The sequence below is a fragment of the Brevibacillus formosus genome (assembly GCF_003013405.1).
GTDB classification, from domain to species: domain Bacteria; phylum Bacillota; class Bacilli; order Brevibacillales; family Brevibacillaceae; genus Brevibacillus; species Brevibacillus formosus.
The window spans coordinates 44,213-56,046 of sequence record NZ_PXZL01000002.1 but is presented as its reverse complement, the minus strand read 5'-3'; the positions used below and the strand labels follow the sequence as shown (position 1 = coordinate 56,046).

At 48.3% G+C, this 11,834-nt stretch carries 14 protein-coding genes and 1 riboswitch; of the genes, 10 read left to right on the top strand and 4 right to left on the bottom strand.

What is annotated here, in order from left to right:
- Nucleotides 1-25: 25 nt before the first annotated feature.
- On the top strand, nt 26-1,366 hold the full coding sequence (locus C7R91_RS03510; RefSeq protein WP_047073664.1) for a cytochrome P450: 1,341 nt from the start codon (nt 26-28) through the stop codon (nt 1,364-1,366).
- A 191-nt stretch (nt 1,367-1,557) separates the two neighbouring features.
- On the opposite strand, the gene C7R91_RS03505 is transcribed toward C7R91_RS03510, so the two are convergent.
- The 3 genes from C7R91_RS03505 to C7R91_RS03495 all read right to left on the bottom strand — a co-directional run bounded on the left by C7R91_RS03505 (nt 1,558) and on the right by C7R91_RS03495 (nt 4,399).
- Nucleotides 1,558-2,943: a sensor histidine kinase gene (locus C7R91_RS03505; protein ID WP_106786166.1), complete on the bottom strand. Its 1,386-nt coding sequence runs from the start codon at nt 2,941-2,943 to the stop codon at nt 1,558-1,560.
- On the bottom strand, nt 2,944-3,663 hold the full coding sequence (locus tag C7R91_RS03500; RefSeq protein WP_047073667.1) for a response regulator transcription factor: 720 nt from the start codon (nt 3,661-3,663) through the stop codon (nt 2,944-2,946). It lies immediately after the preceding gene.
- Nucleotides 3,664-3,877: 214 nt separating this feature from the next.
- Complete coding sequence (locus C7R91_RS03495) at nt 3,878-4,399, bottom strand: C40 family peptidase (protein ID WP_047073670.1); 522 nt, start codon at nt 4,397-4,399, stop codon at nt 3,878-3,880.
- Between the two features lie 4 nt (nt 4,400-4,403).
- Nucleotides 4,404-4,543: riboswitch (cyclic di-AMP (ydaO/yuaA leader) on the bottom strand.
- Between the two features lie 318 nt (nt 4,544-4,861).
- Between C7R91_RS03495 and C7R91_RS03490 the strand changes: the two genes are divergently transcribed.
- The 7 genes from C7R91_RS03490 to prpE all read left to right on the top strand — a co-directional run bounded on the left by C7R91_RS03490 (nt 4,862) and on the right by prpE (nt 10,402).
- A complete protein-coding gene (locus C7R91_RS03490; protein ID WP_047073672.1) occupies nt 4,862-5,266 on the top strand; it encodes a LiaF transmembrane domain-containing protein in 405 nt (134 codons plus the stop codon).
- 64 nt (nt 5,267-5,330) lie between these two features.
- Nucleotides 5,331-6,026, top strand: coding sequence for a PspA/IM30 family protein (locus C7R91_RS03485; RefSeq protein ID WP_047073674.1), 696 nt, complete (start codon nt 5,331-5,333; stop codon nt 6,024-6,026).
- Between the two features lie 94 nt (nt 6,027-6,120).
- Nucleotides 6,121-6,699: a class I SAM-dependent methyltransferase gene (locus tag C7R91_RS03480; RefSeq protein ID WP_047073675.1), complete on the top strand. Its 579-nt coding sequence runs from the start codon at nt 6,121-6,123 to the stop codon at nt 6,697-6,699.
- 14 nt (nt 6,700-6,713) lie between these two features.
- Nucleotides 6,714-7,604, top strand: a complete 891-nt coding sequence (gene liaF, locus C7R91_RS03475) for a cell wall-active antibiotics response protein LiaF (protein WP_047073677.1) — start codon at nt 6,714-6,716, stop codon at nt 7,602-7,604.
- Between the two features lie 13 nt (nt 7,605-7,617).
- Nucleotides 7,618-8,766 (top strand): HAMP domain-containing sensor histidine kinase, encoded by a 1,149-nt coding sequence (locus C7R91_RS03470; RefSeq protein ID WP_047073679.1) that lies wholly within the window; start codon nt 7,618-7,620, stop codon nt 8,764-8,766.
- A 7-nt stretch (nt 8,767-8,773) separates the two neighbouring features.
- Nucleotides 8,774-9,403, top strand: coding sequence for a response regulator (locus C7R91_RS03465; protein ID WP_007721557.1), 630 nt, complete (start codon nt 8,774-8,776; stop codon nt 9,401-9,403).
- Between the two features lie 174 nt (nt 9,404-9,577).
- Nucleotides 9,578-10,402, top strand: a complete 825-nt coding sequence (gene prpE / locus C7R91_RS03460) for a bis(5'-nucleosyl)-tetraphosphatase PrpE (protein ID WP_047073680.1) — start codon at nt 9,578-9,580, stop codon at nt 10,400-10,402.
- Between the two features lie 14 nt (nt 10,403-10,416).
- On the opposite strand, the gene C7R91_RS03455 is transcribed toward prpE, so the two are convergent.
- On the bottom strand, nt 10,417-11,205 hold the full coding sequence (locus tag C7R91_RS03455) for an N-acetylmuramoyl-L-alanine amidase family protein (protein ID WP_047073683.1): 789 nt from the start codon (nt 11,203-11,205) through the stop codon (nt 10,417-10,419).
- 161 nt (nt 11,206-11,366) lie between these two features.
- On the opposite strand from C7R91_RS03455, the gene C7R91_RS03450 reads away from it, so the two are divergent.
- Entirely contained in the window at nt 11,367-11,597 is a 231-nt protein-coding gene (locus tag C7R91_RS03450) for a YneF family protein (RefSeq protein ID WP_047073685.1), read from the top strand.
- Between the two features lie 21 nt (nt 11,598-11,618).
- Nucleotides 11,619-11,798, top strand: a complete 180-nt coding sequence (locus tag C7R91_RS03445; protein WP_012684743.1) for a hypothetical protein — start codon at nt 11,619-11,621, stop codon at nt 11,796-11,798.
- Nucleotides 11,799-11,834 lie beyond the last annotated feature (36 nt).

The following is an 11,834-nucleotide window of genomic DNA, read 5'->3' as shown; positions in this document are numbered from 1 at the left end:
TTTGCATGTAAAAAGGAGGAGACGCATGAATATCACGATCACCGGCCCAAAAGGTCTTCCGATCTCAGGGAACCTGATGGCATTTCGCCGATCGCCGCTTCAGTTCATCCGCGAGGCTGCAAAAGAGCATGGAGAAGTCGTCCATTTTCGCTTCGGTCCTTCCCGCCATGTTTACCTGTTAACGAATCCGGATCACATTAAAGAGGTTTTGGTCAGCAAGCAGGCGCATTTTCGAAAAGGGAAAGGACTACAGGCTGCGCGGCCTGTCGTAGGGGATGGAATTCTCACCAGTGAAGGAAAAAAGCATCTGCGGCAACGGCGGCTGATGCAGCCAGCTTTTCATCGAGAACGTATCGCCAGCTATGGAGACGTGATGGTCCGGCAAGCAGTTGATCTCATGTCGGATTGGAAAACCGGGGAGCTGCGCGATATTCACTCGGATATGATGAAAGTAACCCTTGCGATCATTACGGAGACTATGTTTGGCAAAACCGTTAAGGAAGGCGCCGATCAGATTGGACATGCCATCGATGTCGGATTGAAATATGTGGCAAACAAAGGCTCCTCTTTTATCGACATTCCTTTGTCCGTACCTACCAAAAGCAATCGGGAGTTCCTGGAGTCGAGTGAGCTGCTGGACAAAACGATCTACTCTTTGATCGAAGCTCGGCGTAGTAGTGAAGGAGAAGAGCACAAGGACTTGTTGGGGATGCTTTTGGCGGCTCGTGATGAAGATGATGGGGAAGGAATGACAGACGAGCAGGTGCGCGACGAGGTCATGACCATTTTTGTAGCTGGCCATGAGACGACTGCGAATACGATGTCGTGGATTTTCTATTTGCTGGCTACTCATCCCGAGGTGGAGAAAAAGCTGCATGACGAGCTGTCGACGGTGCTGTGTGAAAAGCTGCCGACAGTCGAGGATCTTCCGCAGCTGAAGTATACGAATCTCATTGTACAGGAAACGCTGAGGCTCTATCCTGCGGCATGGACGATTAACCGGGAAGTGGTAGATGAGGTTGAGATCGGCGGTCATACGTACAAGCCTGGGGAAACACTGATGATGAGCCAATATGTCATGCACCGTGACCCACGCTATTATGAGCAGGCTGAACAATTCATTCCAGAGCGTTTTGACAGCGACTTATTAAAAAGAAATCCAGCCTATGCTTATTTCCCGTTTGGTGGCGGGCCGCGTGTTTGTATCGGAAATAACTTTGCTTTGATGGAGGCAGCTTTGCTACTGGCGACGATTGCACAGCGATATCGACTACGACTGGCTGAACCGAACCAGGTAGTGGAGCCCGAGCCGTTGGTCACCTTGCGTCCCAAGAACGGACTGCCGATGCGTTTGGAGAAGAGATAGAAAAAAATGGAAATTATAGGGCAAAAAAAGAGGCATCTTATCACTACGGTTTCGCCGATTGTGTCAGATACCGAACTGGGGGTTATTTATCACTGAAAGCAACATGCTTACAAAAATTATTTTACTAGTAAAATATAAAGAAATAATTAACTGAGAATAAATCTATATAAAGTAAGGGTAGCTTGTGAAAGCTACCCGTGGAAGAAGGGGATGGTGAAGGAGAAACTGCTTCCCATTCCCAATTCACTATTTACCATCAGATCTCCGCCGTGAAGCCGGACGATGCTTTTGCAAATTGTTAAGCCTAAGCCTGTACCGCCACTGTTGCGATTTCGTGATTTTTCCGCCCGATAAAACTTGGTGAAAATCTTCGGCAAGTCTTCAGAGGCGATTCCTTTTCCTTTGTCGATTACAGTAAAAAGGACATGTCCTTCTCGTTGATCACAAGTAAGGTAAATGGTGCCATCCGGTTTGTTGTAGTGAATGGCGTTGTTCAACAAATTTTCCATGACACGGCGCAGCTTGGTCTCATCCGCTTCGATGTGCAGTTCATTGGAGATACGCAGCTTCCATTGAAAGGTAAGGCCTGCCTCTTTGATTCTTGGCAAATAGTCCTCAATGATTCCTCTCAAGAAGCCTTTGACATGAATGCGGTTAATGTTGAGTCGGACTTCGGAGCTTTGGGTGGTGAAGTCCTGCAACTCATCTAGCAGCTTTTCCAAGTCCGTCGTTTTTAGCTCGATTTTGCTCATCTGTTTCTGTATTTTGGTCATATCCGTCACACGACCGGAGCCGATATATGACGCATATCCTTTAATCGTGGTGAGAGGTGTGCGGAAGTCGTGGGCGATCGAAGCAATCATTTCGGCCTGTCTTTCTTCCGCTAGACGAAGCTCATCCACCATTTCCCCGAAATATCGAAAGAGTTCCCCAAATTCATCATGCGATCGATACGTAAATGTAACCAGCCGCTTTCCTTCCTGGATTTCTTGGGTGACGCGCGATAATTCGTTCACGGGGCGCAGTATCCAGCGAACGAACAAAGCGAGCAGAACCAATCCCACCAGACTGATGCTTCCGTAAATAAACCAAAGCATCATGGAAACCCCTGTCGTCTCCATCATATCGTAATCATCTGTGTAGAAATAAACAACGATCTCCCCTGTACGCGGTGGCTCCTGCTGAAAATGGTACTCAGCTACGACTTTGAGGTCACTTTGTTTGAAAGAATCGCCACGGTTTGATGAGGAGGGAGAAGGCATTTTCAAATTATAGGCGCGTGATGTTTTGCTGTAGATGGTGTTTCCATTGGCATCCTTCACGAGCATGCGGTACATCACGTCGTCTGGCAGCTGCTTTTCAAGCTCCAAGCGTTCGATTGGGTCCTTGAAATTACTGACGAGAAGCAGTTGATTGAGCATGACCTTCTCTGCGGCTTCCTTCTCAGCCTGATACTGATCATGCCGGTCATTTTTGAGTTGAGCGACAATAATGTCTTGAAAAACAAATTTAAACAACAAGATGTTGAGTGTGATCAAGGCAATGAAGGAGAGAAAAACTTTATTGCGCAAGCTCATTTAAAGCTTCTCCCCGATAAATACGTAGCCTGTCCCCCATTGTGTTTTAATGAACTGACGTTCTGTTTCCAGCTTTTCTCGGAGGTTTTTGATATGGACGGTCACTGTATTGAGCGAGCCATAACCATATCCCCAGACGCGGTCATAAATTTGCTCTCTAGTAAAGACGATGCCCGCATTTTCTGCGAGGAAGGTGAGCAGTTGAAATTCTTTGGTAGAGAGCTCAATTTTTTGATTACATACATAAACGGAATACGTTTCTTTATGAATTTCCAGGTCCTTGAATTTCAAAACTGTAATCGGAGAAGAAGCTGTTTCCTTCTCAGGCTGCTCTTCGGTATGCTTGCGAATGCGCTCATAGCGACGAAGGTGGGCACGAATGCGAGCGAGCAGCTCTTCTGTATCAAAGGGCTTCGTGATGTAATCGTCTGCGCCGATTTCGAAGCCGACTACCTTATCTACCGCTTTTCCTTTTGCACTGAGAAACAGTATAGGTAAATCCCACTCACGGCGAATTTGGGAGCAGAGCTCGTAGCCACTCATGTTGGGCATCATAATATCCAAAAGGATCAGGTTGGGACGCTCTCCTCGGCTGAGCAGCGAGAGTGCATCTTCTCCGCTCTCTGCGGAGGAAACGGTGAAGCCCTCGTTCTCCAAAATGTCTTCTAGCAGTTCAATAATCTCCAGATTGTCATCGACAATTAAAATGTGATCTTTCACCGGAACAACCCCCAGTTACTTCTATTAATAAGGAATACCATTCAAAGAATGGGTCTTGTCTATCATAACATGCTTTCACCTGATCAGGGGAAGAAACCCCGTAAGTTATTAAGTTGTTCTAATATGTGAGGGTACCTCTTTAGACCAGGTACTAAATTTCGTCAGAAAAAGCCAGAGACGTAGTGTCCCTGGCTCTTATTATTTTGCCGAATGACTATTTTTGAGCTGGTTTTTCCGGCAACGATGCAGCTTGCACCGCTTTTTCCTTTTTCGGAGTTTCTGCTTTCGCTAGAACAGGAACGCTGAGACGCTTGGCGCCTACATACCGCTTGCTCCAGTAGTATGGATCGTTCAACTTGGTGTTGACGACTCCACGACCAGATTCCGAGTGCACGAATGTGCCGTCTCCAATGTAGATACCCACGTGAGAAATGCTGCGGCCGTTCGTATTGAAGAATACGAGATCGCCTGGCTGCAAATCTTTTCTGGCTACCTCTGTACCTAATTCGTACTGGGAAGCAGAATTGTGAGGCAGGTCTACACCTAACGCATCAAATACGTAGCGCGTGAAACCGGAGCAGTCAAAGCCCTTTTTGGACGAGCCGGAAGATTTGTAAGGGGTACCGTACAAGTCGCTGACTACTTCATGGAGAGAATTCTCCTCAGCAGCCTGTGCAGCGCCTGCCCCCATAGCAAGCAATCCAGCCATAAATAAAGATAAAACCACCTTGCGCAAAAGAAACTGCTCCCTTCGTGAGCCTACGAGGTTAGCTGAAGGGTTCGGTCGAAAGGACGCCCTAGGCTGCTAGGAGTAGCAACCATTCACCCCAAAAACGTGGTTCCCCCGTTTCCGCCAAGCGGAATTCGGCTATTTTTCGATGTTTTTTTACACGCACTCTTACGAAGATTCTACTTCAGTCCTGTTTTTCCTTCTTTTTATCTGTTCGTTCACATATTCGTCACATAAATACCGTCAAATGCTGTAACGTTTTCGTTCGACAGTGCAAGCCGCTTTTCGACCCGGGCTGGTTCTGCCTTACGGGACAGCTCGTCCGATTAGGGCAGGAAATTGTCTCCGTCCAGGGACGGAGGGAAAAACCAACCGCACGCCCGTTATGGGAAGCCTATACCGAGGGCTACAATAAGGGCATAACGTTCCACAAGCACCACATGCAAAACGAATGGAGGTAAGCGAGTAATGAGCGAACGGTCTGGCAAAGTTCTACTCGGGCTGGTTCTGCTGCTAGTCGGTGGGTTGGTTCTTCTAGATCTGGTAGGTATCGATATCGGAGACTTGCTCGGGTTCATCATTCCCGGTGTGATCATGATATACGGTGCCAAAAAGATCATGGGACAAACCGGTTCACGTTTTTGGGGAATCCTAGTCTTCCTGTTCGGGTTCCTGATGTTGATTGGCAAGCTTGACCTACTGTTTCACGCGCTTCTGGCCATTGGGGTGATTTATCTGGGATATCGCTTACTGCGTCCCAGCCAAGAACCTAAACAAGCGCCACCTGCTTGGGAGCGTGAATGGGCCCAAAAAGTATTAAAGGAAGATACGCTGGACACTTGGGAGAGAAATGTAAGAAGACGCCCACAGTAACGCCTAAGTCGCAAGAGTCTTTTGGATGAACAATATGATGTGATATGATGAGGAGGAAAAAATAATGAGTATCTTTAAACGTTTGCGTGACCTGACAGTAGCTTCGGTGAATGATGCATTAGATTCGATGGAAGATCCGGTAGTGATGCTGAATCAATATATGCGTGACATGGAAGTAGAAATCGGACAAGTTGAAGTAGCGGTTGCCCGTCAGGTTGCACTGGAGAAGAAATTCCGTCAGCAATTGGACGAAGCCAATGCTCTGATCGAAAAACGCGATCGTCAAGTCAAGCTCGCCTTGACTGAAGGAGAAGACGAGTTGGCTCGTCGAGCACTCGCTGACAAGAAGCAGTATGAAGGCCGTGCAGCGGAATATGAAGCTCTCTATCTGTCAGCATCCGAGGCAGCTGCGCAAATGCGCGAGAAGCTGGCTGAGCTGAAGGAAGAATTCTATAAAATGCGTGCGAAAAAGTTCACACTGATGGCACGTGCACAAGTAGCTCGTACACAAAAGCAGGTCAATCAAGCAGTTGTCGGTATCGGCAATCAGTCCGCAGGCCGTGGCTTCGCCCGCATGGAGGAAAAAGTCATGCGCATGGAAGCAGAAGCGCAAATGAGTGGGCAATGGCGCCAAACGAACCGCGCTTGGGAGAACGCTTTGTCTGAACTGGAAAAAGATGATCTCGATGCAGAACTTGCCAGCATCAAAGCATCCATTAATGAAGTAAAAACACCGGTAGCCAAACCAGTACAATCCTAATTCAACAGGAACTGGGGGACAAGGTGTAGAATAGATTGTGTCAATTCGGCAGCCTGTGTACATCAGGCTGCTTTTCCCCTAGGAGGTACGATTCTTGCAAGACTTCTTGGTCTTTTTGCGCCGGTTTATCGCTGAGCCTGGACGCGTCGGTAGTATAATCCCCAGCTCTCGTTTTTTATGTGAGCAAATGTTGAAAAGCGTCGATTGGGCTTCAACCGATGTGATCCTGGAGCTGGGACCTGGTACAGGGGCATTTACCCAAACGATCTATCAGCGCTTGCGTCCCGGCACACAGTACGTGCTCGTGGAACGAGATTCCCAATTTCGCTCTATGCTTCAATCACGTTTTCCCGATCTTTCTATCAGGGAGGAAGCGACTAAACTTAGGTCTTACTTGGAGGAGCAGGACCTTGCAGGTGCAGATGTCATTATCTCAGGTCTGCCATTCGCCAATTTTCCTCAAGAGCTGCGGGCAGCAATTCTGGACGAAGTTCAATCTGTACTGAAGCCAGGGGGCCTATTTATTACATTCCAATATTCGCTACAACTCCAGGCTGAGTTGCAGGATCGTTTTTCCCGGGTCAAGATCGACTTTACCCTGTTGAACATTCCGCCTGCATTCATCTATACATGTCGTAATGGTCAAAGTGAAAACGATCAGCATGGGGCGTGAGAGAGGAGACTTTTGTGAAACTGTCCCGTTTGCACAAAATGTTGGCTGGTGTCCTGATTATTTTTACGGGAATCGGTCTTTTGTTAGACAGTTTGGGTATCATTTCATTCGGTCTGTTTGATTTGTGGCCGATGGTGCTTATTTATTTTGGCCTTCGTTTGTGGGGGCAGAAAAATCGGATTGGCGGAGGGATTCTATTCTCCCTGGGGACCATCATCGCGATGGATATGTGGTTTGGTGTCGGGATTGATGATTTGTTCCAGATTGCAGTACCAATCGTGTTTATTTATTTCGGGTTTCAGTTGATTCGGGGCAAGAACAGCCGACGAGATAACCGTGTGAATCAACCATTGGGCGAGAGTGGGACCCCATCTGCTGCGGAGACGATTTTCACTAGTGATGCGAGTGTCCCGAATGACGTGAACGTTTCAACAGCGGAACGCCCTTGGGTAGACAGCTGGAACAAATGGAAGCATGTTGGTGGCAAAATTCCTCATCACGAAAGGATGTCTTCATCACCTGACGACATGTTGCCAAAAGATTCCCGCAGTTCTCTGATTGGGGATTATCACCTGACCTCCGGGCGTTTTGAACTGAATCACTTGCATGTCTGGCATGGAATCGGGGATGTTGTGATTGATCTATCCCGGGCAGTGTTGATGCGGGATGAAGCGGTTCTTGTTGTAGAGGGCTGGGTAGGCGATGTGACGATTTATGTGCCGGTCGATCTTCCTGTATCGGTAACGGCAGGGTTGAGTATTGGTGACCTGGAGGTGCTAAGCCACCGTCAGGGAGGTATCAACCGCAGCGTTAAGATTCGTTCTGATCAGTATGATGAAGCATTGCAAAAAGTAAACTTGCATATCTCGCTGCTTGTCGGCGATATAAAAGTCAAGTACATCTAGGAGGTACTGGCGGATGCGTCGACAGCGATTGGCAAGTATTCAGTGGCAATACGTGCGCTATGGCATGTTACTGGCCGTCAGTGCAGTTACTGCCGCGTTTATTTGTTTCTTTTGGCTATACTTTCTTTGGAGAGATCACCCCGGGATTCATCGGTGGTACAACGAAATAATCAGCGACCGCAACCTCGTGTGGTGGCTTGCAGAATATATAGGCATCAATCTGCCCGCTGATCCAGAGGGCTTGATTCAGCTTGCTGCTTTTGTTGTTTCTTTGCCTGCAGGTGTCTTAGTGGCATTGATCATTTCCTATATCATCGGCAATTTATTGAAAAAGAGACTCAGTGTACTGTGGGAAGCTGCCATGAAGCTCGGGCGCGGGATGCTGTCGTATCGGGTTCCCGAATTGGGCGTCGATGAAGTTGGCGAATTAGGATGGCAGATCAATCGCTTGGCTTCGCAATGGGAAGAGCAAGTAGCATCCTTGCAGCGCCTGTCGAACCACAATGCGGCTCTGGCAGAACAATTGAAGCATGCAGCGGTAACAGAGGAGCGACAGAGATTGGCAAGAGAACTGCATGACGCAGTCAGCCAGCAGCTGTTCGCCATCGCCATGACGACTGCGGCGATGAAGCGGCTTGTAGAAAAGAATCCTCAACGTGCAGCCCAGCAGATTGAATTGGTCGAAGAGATGGCAGCAGCTGCACAAGCGGAGATGAGGGCATTGCTTTTGCATCTTCGCCCGGCTACGTTACAAAACAAGTCATTGAAGGAAGCCATTCTGGAACTTTTAGATGAGCTGACGCGTAAAAATACCATGCAGCTGACGTGGGAGATCGAAGACGTCGAAGGCTTGCCGAGTGGAATTGAGGATCATTTGTTCCGCATTTTGCAGGAGTCCTTGTCCAATACATTGCGGCATGCCAGAGCTACCCAGATTACAGTAAAGCTGTTTACGCTGCAAGAGCAGGTTCGCCTGCGAGTAACGGATGACGGTGTTGGCTTTGATCCGGATGGGGAGAAAATGACGTCCTACGGTTTGCGCAGCATGCAGGAGCGTGTAGCAGAGGTCGGAGGCTCCATGGAGATTTACTCGGCAATTGGGAAGGGGACGCAAATTGAGGTGCGTATTCCTCTAATGTCACAGACGGAACGGGAAGGGTGAAGGCTCGGTGATTCGGGTACTACTGGTAGATGATCACGAAATGGTTCGGATGGGTCTAGCTGCTTATTTGTCTACAGAGGACGATATTGAAGTCGTAGCAGAGGCAGGCAGTGGAGAAGAAGGGGTGCGGATGACGCAAGAGCTGCGCCCGGATGTCGTTCTGATGGATTTAGTCATGGAAGGCATCGGTGGTGTGGAAGCGACTCGGCGTATTCGTGAAAGCTGTCCATCCAGTAAGGTTATTGTCTTGACTAGCTTTATTGATGACGAAAAGGTATATCCGGTCATTGAAGCGGGGGCATTCAGCTATTTGCTAAAGACTTCGCGTGCAGCCGAGATTGCAAAGGCAATTCGCTCTGCTGCGGCGGGTGAGCCAGTTTTGGAATCGAGGGTAGCAGGAAAAATCATGGCCCGTTTCCGTCACGGTCAAGAGTCCCATCCCCATGAGCAACTGACGCCGCGCGAGCTGGAGGTTTTGAAGCTGATCGGTCAGGGCAAGTCCAACCAAGAGATTGCTGATGAGCTCATTATCGGGATCAAAACAGTCAAGACTCATGTCAGCAACATTCTTGCCAAGCTGAACGTGGAGGATCGCACGCAAGCGGCCATTTACGTGCATACGCATAGCTTAGGCTAATCACATAGCATCATGTATAGGTAAACGCGCCAAAAAGCTCCTCAGTAAATAGGGGCTCTTTCGCGCGTTTACTTGTTTAAACAGTTTTCTTGTACCCAAACCGTGAGTTTTTTTCGAAGATGTGGTAAAGATAGTAAGTAACGAATGAGAGATAACGGAAAGGAGGGACGAGCTATGAGGCACAAACCTCAAACACGCTCCAAGGTGCTTTCGGCTGACAATGGTGTGGATATCGTTGGCGATGTTCACGGCTGTTACGACGAATTTATAGAATTGCTCAAACGCTTGGGATATGAACAAACCCCAGACGGTACATATCGCCATCCCCACGGCCGAAAGCTCCTTTCCCTCGGTGATATCACGAGTCGTGGACCTTACTCAATCAAAATGCTGCAATTTTTTCACCAACATGTCACGGCAGGCCTGGCTGAGATGGTAGATAGTAACCACGGGTGGAAAGTAGCCCGCTGGTTGGATGGCAGACCAGTGACATTGGCTCACGGAGATGAAAAAGTAGAAGAGGAGATTCGGCTGTATCAGCAGGAATACGGACCGAAGAAGGCCTCCTTACTGCGTGAGCAGAGCCGTAGATTGCTATTTTCTTCTCCTTCTCACATGATCATCAAACAAAATGAAAAAATAGTAGCGGTCGCCGTTCATGCGGGGATTCGCGATGATTACATAGGGATGGATTCGCCTGCGGTCTACACGTTTTGCCGATATGGTGATGTGGCAGGGACGGGACCGGATGGGCGCCCGATCCGCAGAGAATGGGCAAAAGAACGAAAAGTGACTTCGCCCATAATCGTCTGGGGACATGATCCGCATCCAGAACCAAAAAGAAAAAATGGCACCATCAACATCGACCAAGGATGTGTGTTCGGCGGAATGTTAACCTCCTACCGCTATCCAGAGGACGAATTGGTGAGTGTGCCGGCAAAAAGAAACTATTCGGGCTTAACGGATACGCCGCTGACCCGTTTTAAGGCAAACGATTAAACGGAGAAGTTACGTTATGGTTTGAGCTTTTCGAATAAACGTTTCAAGATGACAGCATGTGCCCAGAGCGGCAGAGGTTGGTCAGGCTGCTGACGCCATTGTTCGTCTGTTAAAAAGCCATGATCATACAGCCAGTTGACGGCTTCCTGCTTCCAATCAGGCACATTCCCTCCGCCATTTCCAGGAGAAGTGGTGGGAGCAAGGGTCGGTGCTGCAGTAGGTTTTGGTGTGGAAGTAGGAGCCGTAGGGGGCTGGTAGGGAAGTTTAGCATACGTGCAAAATGCCCTGACTACGCCTTCTGCGAGATCTCGCCAATCCTGCTGTAGTTTATTTGCGTCCAAAGCGTTGTCGGCAAAGCCATACTCGACGATTACCGTCTCCACGCTGCCAGTCTCCCGGTGCATGAAGTAGTAATCGAGCCGCGGATTATCTGGCAGTGTCCGCGTAAAAATGCGTCGATTCGGCATCCCTTCCGCTGCCAGAGCATCCTGGATCAATTGGGGAAAGGTTGGGGAGCCGTAAATCGAGTAAAGGACCTCCGAGCCTCGGCCGCCACCTGAGTTAATATGGTTGGATATACAGTACCGAGCACCGCTGTTTCGAACCAGAGCAGTACGAGCCTCACTTGTCAAAGTCACATCGGTTTTCCGTGTGATCGCGACAGGAATATTTAGGGACAAAAAGCGATTATATTGATAGAGCGATATTTGTAAATTCATATCTTTCTCGGTAAATTGCGCGTTGTTGCCTCCGCCAGGATCGCTGCCACCGTGTCCAGCGTCCAGAATTACAATTGGAGTCATGGTTGTTTCACCTCTTGCTATTAGAATATGCTTGAGACAAAGATATGGTTGAGGGCAGTGTTCTCATTTTCCAAGTTTTCTAATCACAATTTACAGAAGATAGCTCAACTATGGTACAATAAAAGAGTTCATAATTACGTATAGAGGATGGTAATGTATTGATGGCTTGGTACAACTGGGTAATTCCAATTGTCACATTGTTAATTGGTCTCGCTGGTGGATTTTATGGAGGGACTTATTTATTGAAAAAACAAATGTCCAACATGCAAATGGACGAAAAGCAGCTTCAAGCCATGGCCCGTTCAATGGGGATGAATCTCAACCAAAAGCAGCTCAAACAGATGAGCCGTACGATGAAAAACATGAAAATGCCAAATAAATTCGGGAAGTAGCGTGAAAGGGAGTGTCGTTTGATGGGGGCGACCCGGCTGCGCTACACGATGATCGGTTTTATTGTCGGCGTGTTTATCGTGTATTTGAAAGACCTGCCGCTTGCTGAAGGAACTCGGTTTGCGGCCCCTTTTTACGGAGCGGGGATTGGACTGCTCATTGACGGCATTATTTTACGCATGAAAAAAAGAAAACAAGAGTAGGGGAAGAGCCTGGCGAATGATGCCAGGCTTTTTTCT

Bases quoted from the DNA above. Each gene is read 5' to 3' on its own strand.
- C7R91_RS03455 (WP_047073683.1), bottom strand. From the start codon at position 11,205: ATGACTCCAATTGTAATTCTGGACGCTGGACACGGTGGCAGCGATCCT.
- C7R91_RS03470 (WP_047073679.1), top strand. From the start codon at position 7,618: ATGCGTCGACAGCGATTGGCAAGTATTCAGTGGCAATACGTGCGCTAT.
- C7R91_RS03450 (WP_047073685.1), top strand. From the start codon at position 11,367: ATGGCTTGGTACAACTGGGTAATTCCAATTGTCACATTGTTAATTGGT.
- C7R91_RS03490 (WP_047073672.1), top strand. From the start codon at position 4,862: ATGAGCGAACGGTCTGGCAAAGTTCTACTCGGGCTGGTTCTGCTGCTA.
- C7R91_RS03505 (WP_106786166.1), bottom strand. From the start codon at position 2,943: ATGAGCTTGCGCAATAAAGTTTTTCTCTCCTTCATTGCCTTGATCACA.
- prpE (WP_047073680.1), top strand. From the start codon at position 9,578: ATGAGGCACAAACCTCAAACACGCTCCAAGGTGCTTTCGGCTGACAAT.
- C7R91_RS03485 (WP_047073674.1), top strand. From the start codon at position 5,331: ATGAGTATCTTTAAACGTTTGCGTGACCTGACAGTAGCTTCGGTGAAT.
- C7R91_RS03445 (WP_012684743.1), top strand. From the start codon at position 11,619: ATGGGGGCGACCCGGCTGCGCTACACGATGATCGGTTTTATTGTCGGC.
- C7R91_RS03510 (WP_047073664.1), top strand. From the start codon at position 26: ATGAATATCACGATCACCGGCCCAAAAGGTCTTCCGATCTCAGGGAAC.